Here is a 21,401-nt window from a genome sequence, read left to right as displayed (position 1 = left end):
TTGCTGCACTCGGCAGGTAGCGTGATCACTGACCCAAAGGCAGCGATAATGCCGACCTAGAGAACCCAGTGACTATAGGCTCCAAACCCGATTCAACGCGTCATCCGCCAGGAACTGTGACCTCTTCTCGATCTGGTCATCAGACGGGGAATCTACCGGTGAGCTTCGGGCAGTCTTCGGGATTCAGCTTGGCATGATCGCTGCTCGCTACAAGCTTGAACTCCCTCGCAATCTAGAGGCCATCCTGCCTGCCCCTAACGCAGATGGCGAAGGCTCACACGACGACCGGTGACACCCCACCCTGGCCCGGCTCGAACATAGCTGGCCCCCTCCACAACGGCCGGAGCCGTGAGGCCGCAGGCAAACGAGCTGGTCAGCAGGTCAGGGGTACGCCCCGCCGCTGACCAGCCTGTTGCTTGATCAGAACTTGGACATTAGGTCAGGGCGTCCGCGATGCTCCATCGAGTCCGCGATCACCACGGCACCAGCGGCCGCCAGATTGACGTCCTTCCCCGGCTTGTTGGCGTATCCGATCATCGGGACGCCAGCAGCCTCCCCGGCCTCGACGTCGCGGGCCGCGTCGCCGATGAAGATGCAGTGCCCCGGTGCAGTGCCCGCGGCTTCCATCGCTTCGAGCAGGAGGCGCGGGTTCGGCTTCATGGAGGAGGGATCGCCCGGGGTGCGTCCGAAGACACCAGCCACGTAGCGACTGAGGCCGCGTTCGGCGAGATATGCCTCGATGGCCACGCCCGCGTTATTGCTGACCACGGAGACTAGACGGCCGGAGCGGGCACATGCCTGGAGAACCGATTCTCCGCCCGGAGTCGCGCGAGCGACCCGAACGGCTTCGGTCTCCAGCGCGGCCAGCTCCGCATCCGTGCTCTCCGTAAGATCGGGGCGAGCTTCCGAGATCAGCCGGAGCAGGGCGAGCGGGTCGCTCTCCTCCTCCGCCCCGGCCAGGACCGGCTCGCCGGTGGCGAGCCGGTCCTCACGGAGTCGGCGCGCGACCTCAGGGGCGGGGAGGCCGGCGAAGACCGAGCACACCGGGCCGTCGAAGTCGAGGAGGATGTGCTTCACCGGCCACAGGACGTCGGCGAGTTGATGCGGGGTGGCGGTCACGGCTGGCGCTCGTAGGCGATCGTGGACCGCACGCTGTCGAACCACATCTGGGCCTGCTGGACGTACTGCGATCCCAGCGAGGCGTCGTCCGGGCCGGCGGCGTGGTGGAACAAGCTGGTGTCCTTGTCGGTCACGTCGTAGAAGGTGTGGGCCGTGTCGTCGATCGCCACGGTGCGCTCGCGGAGCGGGTAGAAGCCGAAGAACGCCTCCGACCGGTTCAGGATGTACAGCTCGAACCGGCTGGACGCCCGGTGCACCTTGACCTGGACGCTCGCCTTCTGGACCAGGCCCAGCTCGGCCAGCATCTCCACCGAGTGCGCGATCCCGCCGGCGTTCGTCAGGGCGATGTTGCGGGCGCGCTGCCGGAGGGCGGCCTCGTCCTGGAGCCCGTCGACCAGGACCGGCACCGCCATGGGCGCCGTGGTGTCCGGCAGCAGCAGGCGGACCGTGATGGACTCCGGTGCCAGCCGCCCGGAGCGGACCTTGTCGAGCGGCTCCTGGAGCGCGTTGTGCAGCGTCTCGCTGGAGAACGGGCTCACCTGCTGCTCGAAGGCCGCCTCCGGGTGCGACTGCAGCCCGAGCGGCCGAGAGGTGCGCTCCCTGTCCGGGTCACGATCAGCCCCTCGGTGCGGAGCAGGTCGAGTGCCTTGTCCACCGTGCCACGCGCCACGCCGAAGTGCTTAGCCAGCTCGGGGCCGGAAAGCAGCTTGTCGCCGGGCTCGAACCCTGGCTGCCCGAGCTGGTGAAGCTGCTGCGGGAGCACATCGAGCTGTACGGCACAGTGCCCGACGGGCGGCTGTCTGGCAGCGGGCCCGCACCGAGGTGCTGTCGCCGGCCGACTGCGCCACGAAGCTCGGCAAGCGGCCGTACGACCTGCGGCATGCCGGGATCTCGCTTGGGCTGAACTCCGGGGTCGACCCGACGGAGGTCGCCCGGCGGGCGGGGCGCAGCGTGGCCGTCCTGCTGCGGGTCTACGCGAAGTGCCTGCACGGCAGCGTCGAGTACGCGAACGAGCTGATCTCGAAGCGGCTCATCCTGAACCGTCCGACGCCGTCGGCTCCGGATCCTGGTCCGCCGCTGGTCCGTATGAGGTGGTCAGCGGTGGGATTCGAGTGGCGCAAAGTGCGACAAGCCACCTGAACGGGGCACTGCAACCACCTAGTTGCAAATAAACGAAGAAGCGGCCCCTCACCTACGTTTCCGCAGGTCAGGGACCGCTTTTCTATCCTGTGGCTGGTGCAGGGTTCGAACCTGCGTAGCTTGCGCGACAGATTTACAGTCTGCTCCCTTTGGCCGCTCGGGCAACCAGCCAGGATCTTTGTTTCCCGGGGTGTTCACCCCGTTCGACTTGGTAAACCATACCCGATGCCGGGGGGTGCTCCGCCACTCGATAGATCACGCAATGATCAAGGAACCGCGGGCGGGCGGTACGGGCGGGGCCGGTGTGGCGCTGGATAGGCTGGGACTCCGGACGCCCGCGAGGGCGGGCCGTGCCAGTGAAGCCAGAGCATCAAGGAGACCAACACCCATGGCCGACTCCAGTTTCGACATCGTCTCGAAGGTCGAGTGGCAGGAGGTCGACAACGCGATCAACCAGACCTCCCGTGAGATCGCGACGCGCTTCGACTTCAAGGGCGTCGGCGGCGAGATCAGCCGCACCGCCGAGAAGATCGAGATGAAGGCGAACGGCGAGGAGCGCGTGCGCGCCATCCTCGACGTCCTGCAGACCAAGTTCATCAAGCGCGGCCTGTCGCTGAAGGCTCTGGACGCCGGCGAGCCGCAGCTGTCCGGCAAGGAGTACAAGATCTTCGCCAACGTCAAGGAGGGCATCACCACGGAGGACGCGAAGAAGGTCGCGAAGATCATCCGTGACGAGGGCCCGAAGGGCGTCAAGGCGCAGGTCCAGGGCGACGAGCTGCGCGTCAGCTCGAAGAGCCGCGACGACCTCCAGGCCGTGCAGGCCCTGCTCAAGGGCAAGGACCTGGACTTCGCGCTCCAGTACGTGAACTACCGCTAGCACCGGCCCCGGCCTGCGGCGACGCAGGCTCCGAGCGGCTGCGGGACACAACGGGGGCGCGGCACCGGACCTTCTTCGGTGCCGCGCCCCCGTTTTCCGTGCCCGCTTTCCATGTGCCCGGCCGGCCGCCCGGCCGGCCGGAGACAGGCTCTAGCGCAGGAGCCAATCGCGGGTCAGTTCCATCACCTCGGCGCGGCTGCGGCCCTCGTGGTCGACGGCGAGGAGGTGGTGGCCGATCCGGAGCGAGAAGCTGATCAGGCTGCGGACCTCGACGTCGTCCGGGTCGGGGCAGAACGACGCGTAGAGCGAACGCAGGTAGGCCATCCGGCGGTTGTCCACGCGGCGCAGGCGTTCGGCGACCGCTTCGTCGCGCCGCGCCCAGTCGCGGATCGCCAGGTCGACGGTGGTGCCGGTCACGGGCCCGTCGCCGCTGGTGGCGGCGATCGCGAAGAGTCGCCCGAGCCGGGTCCGGGCGTCGCCGCCCTCGTCCTCGACCTGGGCGATCACTCCCTCGGCGACTTCCCGCTCCCAGGTGTCGAGCATCTCGTCGAGCAGCGCGCCCCGGTTGCGGAAGTATCCGTAGAAGCCGCCCTTGGTGACGCCGAGCGCCTGGGCGAGCGGCTCGACGCGCACCGCCTCCGGGCCGCCGGCCGCGAGCGCCCGCAGCCCCTCCTCGATCCACCGGGCGCGCGGCGTCCGCGTCACGCCCATGCCGGGCCCCTCGCCGCGTCTCGTTCCACTGTGTCGCTCCTCACGCTCACGCCCTTGCGTATACGCCACCGTACACACGGGTCTAGCCTGGATCTATACGGCACCGTACAGACAGGGGCACGCAGATGAGACTCCCCCGCACGGCACACACCTCCCGCCCGTGGCGGATCCACGAGATCGCCCCCGACTTCCGCCTGGAGGACGTGTGGGCCCTGCCGACCCCCGGCGGCCCCGACGACCTCGCCCGCCTGGTCGAGCAGTTCGCCAGCGGCACCGGCGCCCCGATGTCCGCCTCCCCCGTCGTCCGTCTCCTCTTCGCGGCCCGCTGGAAGCTCGGCGCCCTGCTCGGCTGGGACAAGCCCGACGCCGGCCTCGGCACCCGCGTCCCCACCCTCCGCGACCGCCTCCCCGCCGATCTCCGGGACGCCCCGCGCGGCCCCGACACCCGCTCCGCGCCGTTTCGCTCCGTCTACCTGCTCCACGACGAGTGGACCGCCGAGACGGCCAACCGCACCGTCCACGGCATCCTCCACCTCGGCTGGGTCGAGACCGCTCCCGGCAGCGGCGCGTACCGCGCCCAGATGGCCGTCCTGGTCAAGCCCAACGGGCTCCTCGGCCACCTCTACATGGCCGCCATCAAGCCCTTCCGGTACCTCGGCGTCTATCCGGCCCTGCTGCGCTCCATCGGCCGGCGCTGGCAGGCCGACTCACCCACCCCGCACTGACGGCACGGGGACGGGCACCGCCCCAGGCACAAGCGCGGACACGGGCACGATCACGAACTGCGGCGGCGGGGTCAGTCGGCCGGCTCCGCCCAGCCGCCGGTGCTGCGGTGCCGGCCCAGGCCGACCGACTCGAACTCGTCCGTCCGGCCCTCCTCGGTACGGGCGCCGATCTGCCGCAGGGCACGGGAGATCGGGGTGCCCTCGGCCGGGGCGGGCTCGAACTCGCCGATGGTGAGCGGGCCGAGGGTGACCGCGCCGTCCACCCAGACGGCCGCGCGCTGGGTGCCGCCGCCACCGAAGTACCGCGCCTCGACGCGGGCGATCGGCCCGGCCTTCGACCAGGCGGCCAGCCGGAGTTCGAAGCCGTCCGCGTACCGGCCGGGCCCGGCCCCGCCGCCGGGCCTGCGCAGGACGCCGTCCCCCTGGAGCGCGGTGAGGACGGCGGAGGTGACCGGGATCAGGGCCAGCCCCTGCGCCAACGGCACCACCCGGGCCGCCGGAACCTCCGCCGCCGCCACCGTCAGCAGCTCCCGTGTTCCTATCAGCGCCTGGAGTTCGTAGGACATGGCGGACATGGTGTCCCACCGCACCGACAGACGACCCGGAATTTATGATTCCGTGCCCGGTCGGAGACCGTAGAGCAGGGTAAAGACGGTCACATCCAGCGCATCCTCGGCCGCACTCGGCCCTTCTTCGTTCAGTTCGTCGAAGATTTCGGCCAGTTGGGATCGCAGCCGGTCCAGCCGGTCCGGGCTGAGCCGCAGCGCGAAGTCCGCGAACAGTCCGGACGGCGGGCCTGAACCACCGGGCGGCCGGCCGAAGTCCAGCCGGCCTTCGGCGATCCTGGCGCGGAAGTCGGACCGCACCCGGTCCATCGCGGCCACGACGGCCTCGTACGCCTCGGAGCGGGCCGGGGAGTCGGCGGTGAACATCTCCGGGGCCAGCCGGATCGCCCCCTGGGCGACCCGGTAGCGGCTCTCCACGATGCCCGAGACCAGCCGGGTGCCGGCCACCAGGACCAGCCCGGCCTTCTCCAACTGCTTGATGTGCCGGTAGAGCTTGGTCTGCGGCTCGTCGAGCGTGGCGGCGAGCTCCTTGGCCGTCAGCGGACGGTCCTCGGAGGACTGCAGCGCGCCGAGGATGGCCAGGCGCAGCGGGTCGGCCAGGGCCTTGAGCACCGCGACGTCGGACACCTGGCGTTCCTTGACCCAGGTGACGGGCTGCTGCTCGCCGCTGTCGGCGGCCTCCGGTGTGTGCTCGACCACGGGGGCCACCCTTCCAGATCGGCCGCTCCGTTCGCAATCACGCCCCGGTGAGCGCTCACCACTGAGCCATCAATCACCCTTGCGAAACCAATGACGCCTACGACATCATTCATGCAGACGTGAATGGTTGCGGCAATCGCGAACGATGGGGGCGGGACATGACGGACCAACCGACGACGACAGCGGCGATGGAGCACCCCGGACCTGCCGGCGCCCCGCCGGCCGCGCCCTCGCCGCCCGCGCCTTCCCCGTCCGTGCCTTCGTCGCCCGTTCCTTCGTCGCCCGTACCACCGCCGCCGCTCGTACCGCTGCGGCGCAACCTGCGGTTCCAGGCCCTCTGGGCCGGTCAGGCCTCCGCGACCCTCGGCATGGTGATCGGCGACACCGCCTTCCCCCTGCTGGTCCTCGCACTCACCGGCTCCTCCACCTCCGCCGGAGCCTTCGGCGCCGTGCAGATGGCCGCCACCCTGCTGCTGGGCGTCCACGGCGGCGTGGTGGCCGACCGGGTGAACCGCCGCCGGGTGCTGATCGCCGCCGACAGCGCCCGGCTGCTCGCCCTCGCCAGCGTCCCGGTGGCCCTGGCGTTCGGCCCGCCGAACCTGGTCCACCTGCTGCTGGTCGCCGCCGTGATCGGCGCGACGATCGCCTACGGCGGCCCGGTCCGGCTGCTCGCGCTGCGCTCGGTGGTCCCGCCGGAGCAGCTCTCCCAGGCCCTGGCCCAGGACGAGGCCCGAATGAGCGGGGCCTCGCTGGCGGGACCGCCACTGGCCGGGTTCCTGTTCGGGCTCGGCCATGCGGTCCCCTTCCTCGGCGCCGCGCTCGCCTCCCTGCTCGCGGTGACCGCCGCCGTCGCGGTGCGCTTCCCCAGCCCGCACGAGTCCGGGGATGCCGACCCGTCCACCGGGAACAGCGCCCTGGCGGGCTTCCGCGTCCTCGCCGCGTCCCCGCTGCTGCGGCCCGCTCTGGCCGTCCTGCTGGTGATCAATCTCGCCGGGACCGCCCTGCTGCTGCCCGTCATGGTGCTGCTGCGCGAGCACGGCACCGGCGGCACCGGGATCGGCCTGGCCCTGGCCGGCGAGGCGGTCGGGGCGCTGGCCGGCACCGCCCTGGTCGCCCGGCTGCACCGGCTGGCGGGCCCCGGCGTGCTGCTGCTGGCGGTGGCCTGGAGCGCCGTGCCGGTCCCGCTGGCGCCGCTGCTGCCCGGCGGGGCGCCGACCGTCTTCGCCGCGCTGTTCGTGTTCGGCGTGGGCGTGCCGACCCTGCGGGTGATGCTCGACCTGCTGGTCTTCCGCCAGGTGCCGGACGCGCTGCGCGGCCGGGTGATCGCGGCGACCATGACGCTGCTCGCCGCCGGCATGCCCGCCGGGAGCTTCGTCACCGGCCTGCTGCTGGACCGGTCCTCCCCCGCCACCGTGCTGGTCGGGATCAGCGCCCTGCTCGCCGCCGCCCTGCTGGCCGCGACCGCGAGCCGCACGCTGCGGCGCGCCGTGTGGCCCGCTGCCGAGTCCGCCGGATCCGCCGCATCCGCTGAATCCACCAAGTCCACCGAGTCTGCCGAGTCGGCCGACCGGCAGGACTGACGCCCCGGGTCGGCCGCCGCTCACCCGCACGGCCGTCCGCCGCATGCGGCGGGCCCGGCAACCGGGTGAACTGGCCGGGTACGGCCCTCCCCCGAGGGCTTCCCGGGGCGGGCCGCGGACCCACCGCGCCGGACCCCGCGCCGCCCGCGCGACCAGCGCGACCAGCGCGCGGCCCACGCGGCTCACGCGGCCCACGTCCTGAGCCACTACGGCGCCGTACCGGAGGAGGACTGGAGGAGGACCGGATGCGTTCCACGGACACGCCCCGCCCGCCCGCGCCTCGCCGCCCGGAGAGCGTTCCGCAGCGCCGTCCAGATCGCGCCGGTTCCTCCCCGAGAGCTTCGCCAACTCGACGAGGAAGTGATGGAGTTGACGCGATGGAGTCCCAGCAGCGCCCGTCCGGCCCCCGAGGAGGAACCGCCGTGCCCCGCCCCTTCACCGTCGAGGACCACACCGCCCGGATGTCCCGCGCCACCGCCGAGGCGACCGCCGCCGGTCTGGCCGGCCTGGTCGTCGCCCCCGGTCCCGATCTGGCCTACCTGTGCGGCTACTCGCCCACCGCGATCACCGAGCGGCTGACCGCCCTCGTCCTCACCGCCGGAAGCGAACCCGCTCTGGTGGTGCCGAAGTTGGAGCGCCCGGATGCCGAGAAGGCGGTCGGTGCCCCGGCCGTCGGGCTGCTCGACTGGTCCGACGGCGAGGACCCGTTCGCCACCGTCGGCCCGCTGCTCGACCCGGCCGGACGGTACGGCGTCTCCGACAACACCTGGGCACTGCACCTGCTCGGCTTCCAGGCCGCGCTGCCCGGCGTCTCCTTCACCTCGCTCACCGACTGCCTGCCGATGCTGCGCGCCGTCAAGGACACCGAGGAGCTGGACCGCCTGGCCGCCGCCGGCGGCGCGGCGGACGCCGCCTACCGGGGCATCCTGGAGGTCGAGTTCGCCGGCCGCCGGGAGACCGACGTGGCCGCCGACCTCGGCGCGCTGCTCATCCAGTACGGGCACAGCCAGGTCGACTTCACCGTGGTCGGCTCGGGGCCGAACGGCGCCAACCCGCATCACGAGGCCGGTGACCGGGTCATCCGTACGGGTGACACCGTGGTGCTGGACTTCGGTGGTCTCAAGGACGGCTACGGTTCCGACACCACCCGGACGGTGCATGTCGGGGCGGACGTCCCGGACGAGGTGCGCAAGGTGCACGAGCTGGTCCGACTGGCCCAGCAGACCGCCTTCGAGGCGGTGCGCCCCGGGGTAGCCTGCCAGGAGATCGACCGGATCGCCCGCCGGGCGATCACCGAGGGCGGGTACGGCGAGTACTTCATCCACCGCACCGGCCACGGCATCGGCACCACCACGCACGAACCTCCGTACCTGGTCGAGGGCGAGGAACGGCCGCTGGTGCCGGGCATGTGCTTCTCGATCGAGCCGGGGATCTACCTGCCCGGCCGGTTCGGGGTGCGGATCGAGGACATCGTGACCGTCACCCCGGCCGGCGGCCGACGCTTCAACAACACCCCGCACGAGCTGGGCATCGTGGCCTGACCCGCGCCTGACCGTGCGTCGAACCACCTGTCGAACCAACAGTCGAATTCACCTGTCGAACCGGGTGTCGACCGGATCGGACGTTCTTACGATCCAGTCATATTTCACCCAGAGTCCTCCAAGTTTGGGTTGCTAGTTTCGGTGCGCATGACCAAGACCCTCCCCCCGGCCCCGCACGACGCGCGGGCCGGGCAGCCACGCCCGGTGCCTCCGCCCCGCCCACGCGTGACGGGCTGGTCGAGACTCCGGTGGCTGGCCTGGCCGCTCTACCTGACGTGCCTCCTCTGGTTCCTGAGCACCGAGGGCATCCCCGCGGCCAACGACGTGCTGTTCCTCTGGCTCATCGCCGCCCTGCTGACCGCCGCCGTGCACAGCGGGCACGGCCCCCGCGGCTTCCTCCTGGTCCTGCGCGACTGGGTCCCGGTGATGGCCGTGGTGTGGGCGTACTCACTGCTGCGCGGCTACGGCGCCCACACCCCGTGGGCCCCGCACTGGCTGCCCCAGCTGCGCTTCGACGAGGTGCTCGGCCTCGGCGAGACCTGGACCGTCCGGCTCCAGCACGCGCTCTACACCGCCGGCTCACCGCATTGGTACGACTACGCCGCGGTGGCCGTCTACCTCTCGCACTTCTTCGTGGTCTTCCTGCTGCTCGCGGTGCTCTGGCGGCGCGCGCACCACCGCTTCCGGCAGCTGCTCGCCGCCTACCTGACGCTCACCTTCGCCGGCTTCGCCACCTATCTCCTCTACCCGGCCGACCCGCCGTGGCTGGTGTCCCAGGAGGGCAACCTGCCGCACCTGTCCCGGGTGGTCTGGGAAGTGATCTCGGTGAGCGGGCTGCCGCAGGCCGACTCCCTGCTGGAGAACGGCAGTCAGTTCGCCAACGACGTCGCCGCGATGCCCTCGCTGCACTCCGCCTACCCGGCGATGCTGCTGTTCTTCTTCTGGCCCACCGCCAACCGCTGGCTGCGGGCCGTGCTGGTCGCCTACCCGCTCGCGATGACCTTCACCCTGGTCTACGGCGCGGAGCACTTCATCATCGACGTCTTCGTCGGCTGGGCCTACGCGGCCGTGGTGGTGTTCGGCCTGCGCCGGCTGCGCAACCGCCGGGCGGCCGCCGCGACTTCGGGGCCGACCCAGGCCCAGACCCCGGCCCCGGGCCCGGCGGAGGACACGGCCGAGCGCGCGGTCGAGCCCACCGCCGGGGACGCGGCCGAGGAGATCGCCAGGGACACCGCCGAGCGCACGGCGAAGGAGGCGAAGGCCGTGGCCAAGGGCACGGCGAAGGCCGTGGCCAAGGGCACGGCAGACTTGGCCGGGTGAATCCGAGCGCACCGATGAAGCCCACCGCCGAGCAGCTGCTGGCCGCCAAGGACACCACCATCCCGGACATCTCCGGTCCCGGGCTGCGGGTGCTGTTCTGCGGCATCAACCCGGGCCTGTGGTCCGGCGCCACCGGTCATCACTTCGCCCGCCCGGGCAACCGCTTCTGGCCGGCCCTGCACCGCTCCGGTTTCACCGGGCGCCAGTACCGCCCGGACGAGCAGCGGGAGTTGCTCGCACTCGGCCTGGGCATCACCAACGTCGTCCCGCGCACCACCGCCAAGGCGGACGAGCTGACCGCCGAGGAGCTGCGCGAGGGCGGCGCCGCGCTGCGCGCACGGGTGCTGCGGCTGCGCCCGCGCGTCCTGGCCGTGCTCGGCATCGGCGCCTACCGGACGGCCTTCGGGCAGCGCCGGGCCGTGCCGGGGCGGCAACCGGAGGGCATCGGCGGCACCGAGGTGTGGGTGCTGCCGAACCCCAGCGGCCTCAACGCCCACTACACCCTGGACGGGCTGGCCGAGGAGTTCCGCAGGCTCCGGGAGGCCGTCGAGGACCGGCCCGTCGAGGGCCCAGCCGCCGGAAACCGGTCCATGGAGGCCTGAGCCCGCGGGGCTGGGGCCTCCATGGACCGGGCCCGCGGGACCCGGCCCTACGGGGCCTGAACCGTCGCGGACCGGCCGGCCGGGGACCGGGCCGCCGACAGCCCGGCCGGCAGCGGCAGTTCGCGCAGCTCGCGGATCAGCGCCCGGACGGCGGCCGTCCCGGCCAGCTCGGACGTGGTGACGTACCCGACCGAGCGGCTGGGCGGCCGCGGCCCGAGGTCGGTGACGGCGAGGCCGGCCGGGGCGCCGAGCAGGGCCGTCCGGGGCATGATCGCCATGCCGAGGCCCTGGGCGACCAGCGAGAGGGCCACCGTGTCGTCCTCCACGTCCACGGTCGCGGGCGGGATCCAGTCCTGCCGCTGCCACCAGTCCCGGGTGTACGAGCCGCAGTTCTCGTCCCAGTCGACCAGCGGGAGCTCGCGCGGCGCCGGATGGCCGTGCGGGTGTGCGAGCGCGTACGACTCCTCGTACAGCCGCACCGCGACCAGGCCCGGGGCGGGTGGCGGGCCGCCCGCGTCGAGCGTCGCCAGCCCGAGGTCGGCGCGACCGTCGGCGACCTCCCCGGCGGTGCCGCGGCCGAGTTCCCGGACGATCCGGACGTGGGTGCCGAGGCCGGGGTGGCGCTCGGCCAGCCGGGCCAGGACGGGCGGCAGCAGGTGGGCGGCGGCACTGCGGAAGGCGGCGATCCGCAGGGTGCCGGTCAGCGGCCCGTCCGCTCCCGCGCCGCGCACCTCGGGGCCCATCGCGTCCAGCAGCCGCAGGATCCGGCGGGCGTACGCCACCGCTCGCGCGCCGCCCTCGGTGGGGCGCGCGCCGTGGCGCCCCCGGTCGAAGAGCACCGTGCCGAGCTTCCGCTCGCAGGCGCGGACGGCGTGCGAGACGGCGGACTGGGTACTGCCCAGGCGTGCGGCGGCCGCCGTGAAGCTCCGCTCCTCCTCGACGGCGACCAGGGTCCGCAGCTCGTGCGGGGCGAGATCGGTCATGCGGCCGAACCTATCCCGCGATCCATCGATCCTGCTCATGGATGCTGCCGTTCCATCGACCGGCGCCCCTACCCGGCGGCTCCCGCGCTTCCTACGGTGATCACGTCCGCCCGTCCTCACCCGTCCGGAGCCCCCGATGTCCCGCCCCACCACCCGCGCCGTCCACCTGGTCTCCCGCCCCGACGGGGCGCCGACCGCCGCGAACTTCGCCTTCGTCGAGGAGACCGTCCCGGCCCTCGCGGCGGGTGAGGCCCTGGTCGAGAACCTCTACCAGTCCGTCGACCCGTACATGCGCGAGGAGATGGAGGAGGGCGGCTGGGAGCTGCACGCCCCGCTGGAGGGCCGCGCCCTCGGCCGGGTGGTGGAGTCCCGGGCCGACGCCCTGCCGGTCGGGGCACTGGTCCAGCACCGCCAGGCCTGGCGCGCCCACGCGGTGGTCACCGCCGAGCGGGCGAGCCTGCTGCCCGATCTCGCCGGCGTCCCGCTCAGCTCCCACCTGTCGGTGCTCGGCGGCACCGGCCTGTCCGCCTGGGTCGCGCTGACCAGGATCGCCCGGCTCCAGCCCGGCGAGACGCTCTTCGTCTCGGCGGCCGCCGGCGGCGTCGGCACCGCCGCCGGGCGGCTCGCCCGGCTGCTCGGCGCCGGACGGATCGTCGGCAGCACCGGCTCCGCCGCCAAGGCCGCCCGCCTCACCGAGCGGCTCGGCTTCGACGCCGCCTTCGACTACCACGACGGCCCGATCGCGGACCGCCTGCGCGAGGCCGCCCCCGAGGGGCTGCACGCCTACCTGGACAACGTCGGCGGCGACCACCTGGAGGCCGCCATCGGCGCCCTGCGCGAGCACGGCCGGATCGCCTGGTGCGGCGCGGTCGCCCAGTACAACCGGCTCGGGAACCCGCCGGCCGCCCCGCGCAACCTGTTCGACGTGGTCGGGAAGAGCCTGCGGCTGGAGGGCTTCCTGGTCCGCGACCACCTCGACGCCCGGCCGGAGCTGTACGACTTCCTGGTCCCGCACCTGCGCTCGGGCGCCGTCGTCCCGGACGAGACCGTCGTGGACGGCTTCGACCGGGTGGTGGACGCCTTCCTCGGCATGCTGCGCGGCGCCAACACCGGCAAGATGCTGGTCCGGATCGCCCACTGACCCGGCGCCGGCCTGCCCGGCGCGCCCACCGGGCAGGACTCGCCCGGGCGGGACACGGCCCGGCAACCCCCGCCCGGGCGAGGGCTCACTCCGGCAGGACGGCCAGGTCGAGCGCGGCCAGCCGGGCCGGGTCCGCCACCACCTCGTAGCCGGCCACCCGGCCGTCCGCGACCGCCACCCGCAGCACCAGCCGCAGCCGCCCGTCCGGGGCGATCAGGATGCCGGGCGCCCCGTCCACCAGGGCCACCGCGCCGTAGCGGGCCCGGCGGCCGAAGACCGTGGTCTCCCGGGCGACGGCCCGCGCGCCCCGGGCCACCGGGTCGCGGCCGGGCCCCAGCGCCGCCGGATCGGCCCGGCGCACCACGTCGGGAGCCAGCACGGACAGCAGTTCGGCCAGGTCCCCGCCCCGGGCGGCGGCCAGGAAGGCCTCCACCACCCGCCGGTGCCCGGCCAGCGGCTCCGGAGGCAGCGCGGCCGTCCCGCGGACCCGCTGCCGGGCCCGGCTGGCCAGCTTCTTGGCGGCCACCGGGGTCCGTCCGAGGATCGGCCCGATCCGGTCGAAGGGCACCGCGAAGCCGTCGTGCAGCACGAAGGCGACCCGCTCGGCCGGGCCCAGCCGGTCCAGCACCACGAGCAGCGCCCGGCCCACCGACTCGACCAGCAGCGCCTCCCGCTCCGGCTCGGGGCCGCCGCCCGAGCCGTCCGGCAGCGCCTCGTCGGTCGGCTCCTCGCGGCGCGCGGCACGGGCCCGCAGCAGGTCCAGGCAGATCCGGGAGACCACCGTGGTCAGCCAGCCGGGCAGGTTGCCGATCTCCGCCGGATCGGTGCGGACCAGCCGCAGCCAGGCTTCCTGCACGGCGTCCTCGGCCTCGCCGGTCGAGCCGAGCATCCGCTGGGCGATCGCCCGCAGCCGGCCGCGCTCGGCCTCGAAACGCTCGGCGTTCACGCGCTCGGCGTCCGAGCGCTCGGCGTTCACCCGCACGGTGTCCGAGCGTTCGGCCTCCGGGCGTCCCGCCCCCGAGGCCGCTCCCCCGCTCCGCTCCCGCCCGTCCGCCGCCCCCGGCATCGCGTTCCGGTCCATCGGTCACCTTTCCTCGGCGCGGCTCGTCACCGCTATGACGATCCGTCCCCCTCCGAGGTGACCAGGAGACCGCCATGACCTCCACCACGCTGCTCCACCTGGATTCCAGCATCAGCCCGTCCGGTTCGGTGAGCCACGCCCTGACCGCCCGCTTCGCCGACGCCTGGCGCGCCCGCCACGGCGCCCGCGCCCAGCACCGGTACCGCGACCTCGCCGCCGACCCGGTGCCCCCGGTGCGCGCCGCCTACGACGCCCTCGGCCGCCGCACCGAGCGCAAGGGGGTGCTCCCGCTGGACGACATCGGCCGTCTCGCCGAGGGGCCGGACGAGGCGCGGGAGTGGGCGCTCAGCCGTCCGCTGATCGAGGAGCTGCGGGCCGCCGACGTCCTGCTGGTCGGCAGCCCGATGTACAACTACACCGTCTCGGCCGGCCTCAAGTCGTGGATCGACCGGGTCACCTTCCCCGGCGTCCACCACGATCCGGAGACCGGCGAGCCGTTGCTGCGCGACACCCGCGTGGTGGTCGTCGCGGTCCGCGGCGGCGGCTACGGGCCGGGCACGCCGCGTGCCCACTGCGACTTCCAGGTCCCGTACCTGCGGGCGTACTTCGACCGGATCGGGGTGGCGGCGGAGCACCTGCACGTGGTCACCGCCGAGCTCACCCGGGCCGCGGACATCCCGGCGCTGAACGCCTTCCAGCCGCTCGCTGCCGAATCCCTGGCGGCGGCCGAGGCCGCCGTCGACGAGCTGGCCGCGACGCTCCAGAGCCCACCGGCCGCAGCGGCGTGACGCTCCGGAGCCCCGCCGGCTACAGCGGGGTGACGGCCTTGAGCACCACCAGCAGGGCCACGGCGGCGTTGAGCGCGCACAGCGCCGACGCCGCCGTACCGATCGCCGCGACCATCGCCGCCAGGCCCGCCGGGGTCTTCGCCGGCGGCCAGTTGCGGGAGGTCGGCACCGGGCCGAGCAGCGCGGCGACCCGGCGCGGCACCGGGCCGGCCGCCGCGGCCGGGGCGGCGAAGGCCGCGAAGCCGGGGGCCGGGGCGGCGTGCGAGACCAGGGCCGCCCGGGCCACCGCCCGCGCGGTGATCCGGCGGTCCCCCACGGCCTGCGCCGAGTCCTCGTCCGCCCACCGCTCCGCGCTGTACGCCACCGCGTCCTGCAGCGGCCGCAGGAACGGGTTGACGCAGGCGGCGAGCTGGGTGGTCAGCAGGTACCGGTGGTGGCGGTGGCGCAGGTGCGCCCGCTCGTGGGCGAGCAGCGCCTCGCGCTCGTCGGCGGCCAGGCCGGCCAGCATCCCGGTGGAGACCACGACCCGGCCGGGCGAGCCGGGCAGCGCGTAGGCGTACGGGCTCCGGTCCGGCAGCACCGCGAGGTCGCCGGCCGGTCCCGTCCCGACGGGCAGCCCGCTCAGCGCCCGGCGGGCCCGGGCCCGCACCCGCAGGTGCCGCACGAGCGTCCGGGCGCAGGCGAGGACCACCAGGGCCAGCAGCCACATCGCGGCCGTGCCGACCGTCTCGTGGTACGGCAGCGCGGCCCGCACCTCCGGGTCGGACCAGCTGTCCGGCAGCGGGTTGCCGGGGATCTGCGCGGTGCCCACCACGCCGATCAGCCCGAGGCAGAGCGCGCTGCACACCGCCATCACCGCGCTGATCACGGTCATCAGCCGGGCCGCGCCGCGCGGGTGCAGGTGCTGTTCGGTCAGGCGCGCGATCGGGACCGCGGTGAGCGGCAGGACGAGCGGGAGGAAGACGAAGAGGCCCACGGGTCAGCTCTCACGGTCGGGCACTGCCGGATCGGCGGACGCGGCGTCCAGCAGCGCCCGGAGCAGTTCCTCGTCGTGCGGCAGCAGCGCGCTGACGAAACTGGCCAGGACGGCGTCCCGGTCCGCCTCCCCGTCGAGCATCCGGCGCATCCGCAGCGCGGCCAGCCCGGCGGCGTCCGAGGAGGCCTGCCACAGGTAGGAACGCCCGGAGCGGGTCCTGGTCACGGCGCTCTTGGCGTGCAGCCGGGACAGGATGGTCATCACCGTGGTGTAGGCCAGGTCGCCCTCCAGGCGTTCCTGGACCCATCCCGCGGCGGCCGGGCCGGGCGCCTGCTGGAGCACCGCGAGCACCTGCGCCTCCAGCTCCCCCTGACCGCGGCGCCGGGTCGGCGCGTCCCCGGCCGCCGGGGCGTGCCTCTCGTCTGCCATGACGGCCCACTCCCTCCGGATGCCTCGCCCGGACCGACGGGCACGGGTTCATCCTAACGAGCAAGGGGCCGCGCCGAACCGGTCGGAGCGGGGGTTCGGGGACGTACGGCGCGGCCCTGCGGCGCCCGCGGGTCAGGTCCGGGCCCGCTGGGTCACCGCGATGCAGACCAGCACCACCACCGCGGTGACGGGCGCCGCGGCCGGCAGCCGCTCGCCGAGCAGCAGCACCGACCAGACCAGTGTCAGCAGCGGCTGCGCGAGCTGGAGCTGGCTGGCCCTCGGCACCCCGATCGCGGCCATCCCCCGGTACCAGAGCACGAACCCGCCGAGCTGCGAGACCGCCGCCGTGTAGGCCAGCCCGACCAGGGCCTGCGCCCCGAACCGCACCGGCTCGGCGCCCAGCCCGAGCGCCGCGGTCAGCAGCGTCGCGGGCAGGGCGGCGACCACCGCCCAGGCGATCACCTGGGCGCCCGGCAGGTCCCGGGAGAGCCGCCCGCCCTCGGCGTACCCGGCGGCGCAGAGCAGTACCGCCGCGAACAGGTAGAGGTCGGCGACGGTCGGCCGGCCGTGGCTCTGCACCAGGGTGAAGGCGAGTACGGCGGCGGCCCCGGCGAGCGCCGCCGCCCAGAACGCCCCGGACGGCCGGCGGCCGGTGCGCAGCGCCGCGACCGTCGCCGTGGCCAGCGGCAGCACGCCGATGACCACCGCCGAGTGGGCGGTCGAGGAGGTGCGCAGGGCGAGCGTGGTCAGCAGCGGGAAGCCGAGGACGCAGCCGCCGGAGACCACCAGCAGTCCGGGCCAGTGCCGCCGCTGCGGCAGCGGGGCGCGGACGGCCGCCAGGTGGAGGACGGCCAGCAGACCGGCGAGGGCGCCGCGCAGGCCGGTCGCGGACCAGGGGCCGAAGCCGGTCAGGGACCACGCGGTGGCCGGGAAGGAGAGCGAGAAGGAGGCCACGGCGAGGGCCGCGAGGGCGGTGCCGGACGTGGGGGCCTGGCGAGGTGCTACCGCCCGAGGCCGGGTAGCGCTATCTTGTGCCGTCATGAACGAGCGTAGCAGTGTGACCGAACTCGCCGACATCCTGCGGCGGGAGGTCGAGCGCTACCCGGAGGGACGGAAGCTGCCCTCCAGCCGGGCGCTGGTGGACCGTCACCAGGTCAGCCCGGTGACGGTCTCCCGGGCCATCGCGGTCCTGGTGGCCGAGGGGCTGGTGGTCTCCCGGCCCGGCGCCGGGGTGTTCCGGGCGGCGGCCTTCGCCGCGGCCCCGGCCGTCCCCGCCGCACCGTCCGGCCGCACCGGCGACCTCTCCTGGCAGCAGATCGCGCTCAGCGCCGACTCCGGCCCGCGCGACCTGCTCGCCGCCCCCGTGTTCGCCACCCTCCGGGTGCCGCCGCCCGACGTCGTCGACCTCAACAGCGGCTACCCGCACGCCTCGCTGCTACCCGAGCGGCTGCTCGCCGCCGCGCTCGCCCGGGCCGGCCGGCGACCGGGCGCCTGGGACCGCCCGCCCACCGACGGCCTCACCGAACTGCGCGGCTGGTTCGCCCGGGACATCGGCGGCCACGGCGGGCCGATCGGCGTCGGGGACGTCCTGATCACCTCCGGCGGGCAGAGCGGGCTGACCGTCGCCATGCGGGCGCTCGCCGCGCCCGGCTCGCCGGTGCTGGTGGAGTCGCCGACGTACGCGGGCATCCTGGCGGTCGTCCGGGCGGCCGGGCTGCGGCCCGTACCGGTCCCGGTCGACGCCGACGGCCTGCGCACCGACCTGCTGGCGGACGCCTTCGCGGCCACCCGGGCACGGGTCCTCGTCTGCCAGCCGCTGTTCCAGAACCCCACCGGGGCGGTGCTGTCGCCCGAACGGCGGGAGGAGGTGCTGCGGATCGCCCGGGCCGCCGGGGCCTTCGTGGTCGAGGACGACTTCGCCCGGCTGCTGGTCCACGCGGACGCCCCCGCGCTGCCGCGCCCGCTCGCCGCCGACGACCGGGACGGGGTCGTGGTGCACCTGCGCTCGCTGACCAAGGCGGCCTCCCCCAACCTGCGGGTCGGCGCCCTCACCGCGCGCGGACCGGCGCTGGCCCGGCTGCGGGCCACCCAGGTGGTGGACAGCTTCTTCGTGCCCCGGCCGCTGCAGGAGGCCACCCTGGAACTGGTCGCCGACCCCGCCTGGGCCCGTCACCTGCGCACTCTCGGCGCCGAACTGCGCGACCGCCGCACCGCCGCCGTCGCCGCCCTGCACCGCGAGCTGCCCGGCGTCCTCGGCACCCACCGCCCCGGCGGCTACCACCTGTGGCTGCGCTTCCCGGACGGCGTCGACGACACCGCCCTCGCCGCGGCCGCGCTGCGCGCCGGCGTCCAGGTCTCCCCCGGCCGCCCCTACCACCCCGCCGAACCCCCGGCCCCCCACCTGCGCCTCAGCTACGCCGCGGCGGAGAGCCCCGCCCAGGTCGCCGAGGGCGTCCACCGCCTGCGGCTCGCGTACGAGGAGGAGACGGGCTGACCCCGGACGGCGGTGCGCTACCGCCCGTGTCCCGCCATCCGCTCCAGGCGGGCGACCCGCTCGGCCATCGGCGGGTGGGTGGAGAAGAGCTTCGCGCCGGCCTCGCCGGGACGGAAGGGGCTGGCGATCATCATGTGGCTCGCGGTCTGGAGCTGCGGCTCGGGCGGGAGCGGCAGCCGGCGGGTGCCGGCGTCCAGCTTCCGCAGGGCGCTCGCGAGGGCGAGCGGGTCGCCGGTGATCCGGGCGCCGTCGGCGTCGGCCTGGTACTCGCGGGAGCGGCTGACCGCCATCTGGATCAGTCCGGCCGCGAGCGGGCCGAGGATCATGATGGCGAGCATCCCGAACAGCCCCGGGCCGTCGTCGTCCTCGCTGCGCCCGAACGGGATCAGCCAGGCGAAGTTCACCAGGAACATCACCACCGAGGCGAGCGCCCCGGCCACCGAGGAGATCAGGATGTCCCGGTTGTAGACGTGGCTCAGCTCGTGCCCGAGCACGCCCCGCAGCTCGCGTTCGTCCAGGATCCGCAGGATGCCCTCGGTGCAGCAGACCGCCGCGTTGCGCGGGTTGCGGCCGGTGGCGAAGGCGTTGGGCGCGGGGGTCGGGGAGATGTAGAGGCGGGGCATCGGCTGGCGGGCGGCAGTGGAGAGCTCGCGGACGATCCGGTACAGCTGGGGCGCCTCGAACTCGCTGACCGGCCGGGCCCGCATGGCCCGCAGCGCGAGCTTGTCGCTGTTCCAGTACGCGTAGGCGTTGGTCCCCAGGGCGACCAGCAGGGCGATCACGAAGCCGGTGCGGCCGAAGAGGCTTCCGATCACCAGGATCAGCGCCGAGAGGCCGCCGAGCAGGACGGCGGTCCTCAGTCCGTTGTGCCGACTGTGCACGTCAGGCCCTCCAGTGGTGCGGTGGGGAAGCCCTTTCTGCCTCGTCCCTCGTGCCCGGTCAACGGGTGGGGCCGAGGGCCTTGTTCCCTTGTGACCCGACACGGTGACCGACGCGACACCGCAGCGCCGCACCACCGGCACCGCCGTGACAGCCCCGGACCGCACCACCGGGGCGGTCCGGCGCCCGCTCAGAACAGCGAGCCGCCCGCCACCTGGAGGACCAGCTGCGGCGCCACCGAGAGGACCACGGCGGCCGAGGCGGTGAGCCCCAGCGTCGCGGCGAGGCCCACCGGCAGACGGCTCCCGGCGGCGGCCTCCCCGAGGGGCTCGTCCCCCGGGGCGAACAGCCGGGCCGTCCACAGCAGGTAGTAGTACAGGGCGATGACCACGTTGACGGCCATCACCACGGCGAGCCAGCCCAGCCCGGCGTCGACCGCCGCGCGGAACACCACGACCTTGCCGAACAGGCCGATCACGCCCGGCGGCAGCCCGGCCAGGCAGAGCAGGAAGAAGGCGAGCGCCAGCGCCGTCCAGCGGTTGCGGGCGAACAGGCCGCGGAAGTCGTCCACGCTGGTCCCGGGCCGGCGGCCGACGGCGGCGACCACCCCGAAGGCGCCGAGGTTCACCACGCCGTAGATCAGCGCGTACGCGGCGGTGGCACCGAGCGGGTCGACGCCGGTCGGCGCGTAGCCGGCCGCGGCGAGCGGAACCAGCAGGTACCCGGCCTGGCCGACCGAGGACCAGGCGAGCAGCCGCACCGCGCTGTACCGGGTGTCGAAGCGCTGGCGCAGCGCGCCGACGTTGCCGGCGGTCATGGTGACGGCGGCCAGCACCGCGAGCACCAGGCCCCAGGTGTGGGCGTACGGGCGGAAGGCGACGGTGGTGGCCAGCGCCAGCCCGGACAGGCCGGCCGCCTTGCCGACCACCGAGAGGTAGCCGGCCACCGGCAGCGGCGCGCCGGTGTAGGTGTCGGGCACCCAGAAGTGGAACGGGACGGCGGCGACCTTGAAGGCGAAGCCGACCAGGGTCAGCACCGCGCCCGCCTCGGCCAGCGGCCTGAGCTGGCCGGGCGCGTGCTCCAGGCCCTGGGCGACGGCGCCGAGGTGCAGGCTGCCGCTCGCCGCGTAGACGAAGCCGACGCCGAGCAGCATCACGGCGGTCGCGGTCACCGAGGAGACGAAGAACTTGAAGGCGGCCTCGGCGCCCCGGCCGTCCCGGCGCAGCGCGACCAGGGCGAAGGCGGGCAGCGAGGCGACCTCCAGGGCGATCACCATGGTGGCGAGGTCGCGGGAGGCGGGCAGCAGCGCGGCGCCGGTGGCGCTGGAGAGCAGCAGGAACCAGTACTCGCCGCGCGGCAGCCGCTCGTCCTCCACCGTGTGCGCCGACAGCAGCGCCGCGATCAGCGCGCCGCCGAGGGCGAGCAGCTGGAACACCAGCGCGAAGTGGTCGGCGACGTACGAGCAGCCGCCGTTGTCGGACCCCCCTGCTACGTTCTGCACACAGAAGGTCGCTCGGGGTGATCCACCGGTGAGGGGGAGGAGTGCGATGAGGGCGAGGGCGAGTCCGGCCGCGGTGAGACGGCCGAGCCACTTCTTGTGCCGCTCGGGCAGGAACAGGTCCGCGAGCAGCACGGCGAGGGCGGCCACGGCGGCGATCAGCGGCGGTGCGATCGCCACCCAGTCCACGGACTGGATCAGGCTGCCCGGGTTGGCTACGGCGAGGGAGGTCACAGTGTGCTGCCCCGTGGA

Annotated in this window: 23 protein-coding genes and 1 tRNA gene; 10 read left to right on the top strand and 14 right to left on the bottom strand. The window is 74.1% G+C overall.

The window, feature by feature from the left end:
* Positions 1-420: 420 nt before the first annotated feature.
* Genes ACFVVA_RS06220 through ACFVVA_RS06210 form a run of 3 tightly spaced genes read right to left on the bottom strand, consistent with a single transcriptional unit; the run spans position 421 to position 1,789 of the window.
* Positions 421-1,119: an HAD family hydrolase gene (locus tag ACFVVA_RS06220; protein ID WP_387686202.1), complete on the bottom strand. Its 699-nt coding sequence runs from the start codon at positions 1,117-1,119 to the stop codon at positions 421-423.
* Entirely contained in the window at positions 1,116-1,658 is a 543-nt protein-coding gene (locus tag ACFVVA_RS06215) for a hypothetical protein (protein WP_387686200.1), read from the bottom strand. The genes ACFVVA_RS06220 and ACFVVA_RS06215 overlap by 4 nt, the downstream gene beginning before the upstream one ends.
* Positions 1,655-1,789 carry a hypothetical protein gene (locus tag ACFVVA_RS06210; protein ID WP_387686375.1) on the bottom strand — a complete coding sequence of 45 codons (135 nt, stop codon included), beginning with the start codon at positions 1,787-1,789 and terminating at the stop codon, positions 1,655-1,657. Before ACFVVA_RS06210 ends, ACFVVA_RS06215 begins: the two co-directional genes overlap by 4 nt.
* A 152-nt stretch (positions 1,790-1,941) precedes the next feature.
* Between ACFVVA_RS06210 and ACFVVA_RS06205 the strand changes: the two genes are divergently transcribed.
* On the top strand, positions 1,942-2,259 hold the full coding sequence (locus ACFVVA_RS06205) for a hypothetical protein (protein WP_387686198.1): 318 nt from the start codon (positions 1,942-1,944) through the stop codon (positions 2,257-2,259).
* A 90-nt stretch (positions 2,260-2,349) separates the two neighbouring features.
* Here the strand turns inward: ACFVVA_RS06205 and ACFVVA_RS06200 are convergent.
* A tRNA-Tyr gene (locus ACFVVA_RS06200) sits at positions 2,350-2,430 on the bottom strand.
* A gap of 217 nt (positions 2,431-2,647) precedes the next feature.
* Here ACFVVA_RS06200 and ACFVVA_RS06195 point away from each other — a divergent pair.
* Entirely contained in the window at positions 2,648-3,136 is a 489-nt protein-coding gene (locus ACFVVA_RS06195) for a YajQ family cyclic di-GMP-binding protein (protein ID WP_359897561.1), read from the top strand.
* A gap of 150 nt (positions 3,137-3,286) precedes the next feature.
* Here ACFVVA_RS06195 and ACFVVA_RS06190 read toward each other — a convergent pair whose 3' ends face one another.
* Positions 3,287-3,847: a TetR/AcrR family transcriptional regulator gene (locus ACFVVA_RS06190; RefSeq protein ID WP_387686196.1), complete on the bottom strand. Its 561-nt coding sequence runs from the start codon at positions 3,845-3,847 to the stop codon at positions 3,287-3,289.
* Positions 3,848-3,972: 125 nt separating this feature from the next.
* Between ACFVVA_RS06190 and ACFVVA_RS06185 the strand changes: the two genes are divergently transcribed.
* Positions 3,973-4,572 carry a DUF2867 domain-containing protein gene (locus tag ACFVVA_RS06185; protein WP_387686194.1) on the top strand — a complete coding sequence of 200 codons (600 nt, stop codon included), beginning with the start codon at positions 3,973-3,975 and terminating at the stop codon, positions 4,570-4,572.
* 71 nt (positions 4,573-4,643) lie between these two features.
* On the opposite strand, the gene ACFVVA_RS06180 is transcribed toward ACFVVA_RS06185, so the two are convergent.
* Together ACFVVA_RS06180 and ACFVVA_RS06175 are read right to left on the bottom strand one after the other, a co-directional pair.
* Positions 4,644-5,138, bottom strand: coding sequence for a hypothetical protein (locus ACFVVA_RS06180; RefSeq protein ID WP_387686192.1), 495 nt, complete (start codon positions 5,136-5,138; stop codon positions 4,644-4,646).
* 42 nt (positions 5,139-5,180) lie between these two features.
* Complete coding sequence (locus ACFVVA_RS06175; protein ID WP_359897566.1) at positions 5,181-5,837, bottom strand: helix-turn-helix domain-containing protein; 657 nt, start codon at positions 5,835-5,837, stop codon at positions 5,181-5,183.
* Positions 5,838-6,091: 254 nt separating this feature from the next.
* Here ACFVVA_RS06175 and ACFVVA_RS06170 point away from each other — a divergent pair, with 254 nt between their 5' ends.
* The 4 genes from ACFVVA_RS06170 (at position 6,092) to mug (ending at position 10,880) form a co-directional block, all read left to right on the top strand.
* A complete protein-coding gene (locus tag ACFVVA_RS06170) occupies positions 6,092-7,417 on the top strand; it encodes an MFS transporter (RefSeq protein WP_387686190.1) in 1,326 nt (441 codons plus the stop codon).
* 377 nt (positions 7,418-7,794) lie between these two features.
* A complete protein-coding gene (locus tag ACFVVA_RS06165) occupies positions 7,795-8,958 on the top strand; it encodes a M24 family metallopeptidase (RefSeq protein ID WP_387686188.1) in 1,164 nt (387 codons plus the stop codon).
* A 147-nt stretch (positions 8,959-9,105) separates the two neighbouring features.
* Positions 9,106-10,278 carry a phosphatase PAP2 family protein gene (locus tag ACFVVA_RS06160; protein WP_387686186.1) on the top strand — a complete coding sequence of 391 codons (1,173 nt, stop codon included), beginning with the start codon at positions 9,106-9,108 and terminating at the stop codon, positions 10,276-10,278.
* Between the two features lie 14 nt (positions 10,279-10,292).
* Positions 10,293-10,880, top strand: coding sequence for a G/U mismatch-specific DNA glycosylase (mug, locus tag ACFVVA_RS06155; RefSeq protein WP_387686373.1), 588 nt, complete (start codon positions 10,293-10,295; stop codon positions 10,878-10,880).
* Between the two features lie 47 nt (positions 10,881-10,927).
* Here the strand turns inward: mug and ACFVVA_RS06150 are convergent, their stop codons facing one another.
* Positions 10,928-11,863, bottom strand: a complete 936-nt coding sequence (locus ACFVVA_RS06150) for a LysR family transcriptional regulator (RefSeq protein ID WP_387686184.1) — start codon at positions 11,861-11,863, stop codon at positions 10,928-10,930.
* A gap of 136 nt (positions 11,864-11,999) precedes the next feature.
* Here ACFVVA_RS06150 and ACFVVA_RS06145 point away from each other — a divergent pair, with 136 nt between their 5' ends.
* Positions 12,000-13,004 (top strand): NADP-dependent oxidoreductase, encoded by a 1,005-nt coding sequence (locus ACFVVA_RS06145; protein ID WP_387686182.1) that lies wholly within the window; start codon positions 12,000-12,002, stop codon positions 13,002-13,004.
* 85 nt (positions 13,005-13,089) lie between these two features.
* Here the strand turns inward: ACFVVA_RS06145 and ACFVVA_RS06140 are convergent, their stop codons facing one another.
* Positions 13,090-14,085: a sigma-70 family RNA polymerase sigma factor gene (locus ACFVVA_RS06140; protein WP_387686179.1), complete on the bottom strand. Its 996-nt coding sequence runs from the start codon at positions 14,083-14,085 to the stop codon at positions 13,090-13,092.
* Between the two features lie 74 nt (positions 14,086-14,159).
* Here ACFVVA_RS06140 and ACFVVA_RS06135 point away from each other — a divergent pair, with 74 nt between their 5' ends.
* On the top strand, positions 14,160-14,873 hold the full coding sequence (locus tag ACFVVA_RS06135) for an NAD(P)H-dependent oxidoreductase (protein ID WP_387686177.1): 714 nt from the start codon (positions 14,160-14,162) through the stop codon (positions 14,871-14,873).
* Positions 14,874-14,892: 19 nt separating this feature from the next.
* On the opposite strand, the gene ACFVVA_RS06130 is transcribed toward ACFVVA_RS06135, so the two are convergent.
* The 3 genes from ACFVVA_RS06130 to ACFVVA_RS06120 form a co-directional block, all read right to left on the bottom strand.
* Complete coding sequence (locus tag ACFVVA_RS06130) at positions 14,893-15,849, bottom strand: M48 family metalloprotease (RefSeq protein WP_387686175.1); 957 nt, start codon at positions 15,847-15,849, stop codon at positions 14,893-14,895.
* 3 nt (positions 15,850-15,852) lie between these two features.
* A complete protein-coding gene (locus tag ACFVVA_RS06125; RefSeq protein ID WP_387686173.1) occupies positions 15,853-16,278 on the bottom strand; it encodes a BlaI/MecI/CopY family transcriptional regulator in 426 nt (141 codons plus the stop codon).
* A 132-nt stretch (positions 16,279-16,410) separates the two neighbouring features.
* A complete protein-coding gene (locus tag ACFVVA_RS06120; protein ID WP_387686170.1) occupies positions 16,411-17,319 on the bottom strand; it encodes a DMT family transporter in 909 nt (302 codons plus the stop codon).
* Here ACFVVA_RS06120 and ACFVVA_RS06115 point away from each other — a divergent pair.
* Positions 17,318-18,772, top strand: a complete 1,455-nt coding sequence (locus tag ACFVVA_RS06115) for a PLP-dependent aminotransferase family protein (protein WP_387686168.1) — start codon at positions 17,318-17,320, stop codon at positions 18,770-18,772. The genes ACFVVA_RS06120 and ACFVVA_RS06115 overlap by 2 nt on opposite strands.
* 17 nt (positions 18,773-18,789) lie before the next feature.
* Here ACFVVA_RS06115 and htpX read toward each other — a convergent pair whose 3' ends face one another.
* The gene (gene htpX, locus ACFVVA_RS06110; RefSeq protein ID WP_387686166.1) at positions 18,790-19,653 is read right to left on the bottom strand and encodes a zinc metalloprotease HtpX; all 864 of its coding nucleotides are present in this window, start codon (positions 19,651-19,653) and stop codon (positions 18,790-18,792) included.
* A 188-nt stretch (positions 19,654-19,841) separates the two neighbouring features.
* Positions 19,842-21,383 (bottom strand): NADH-quinone oxidoreductase subunit N, encoded by a 1,542-nt coding sequence (locus ACFVVA_RS06105; RefSeq protein ID WP_387686164.1) that lies wholly within the window; start codon positions 21,381-21,383, stop codon positions 19,842-19,844.
* Positions 21,384-21,401 lie beyond the last annotated feature (18 nt).

It is taken from the genome of Kitasatospora sp. NPDC058048, from assembly GCF_042885555.1.
In the GTDB taxonomy this organism is placed as follows: domain Bacteria; phylum Actinomycetota; class Actinomycetes; order Streptomycetales; family Streptomycetaceae; genus Kitasatospora; species Kitasatospora lactacystinica.
This window is presented reverse-complemented; position numbering and strand designations above follow the sequence as displayed.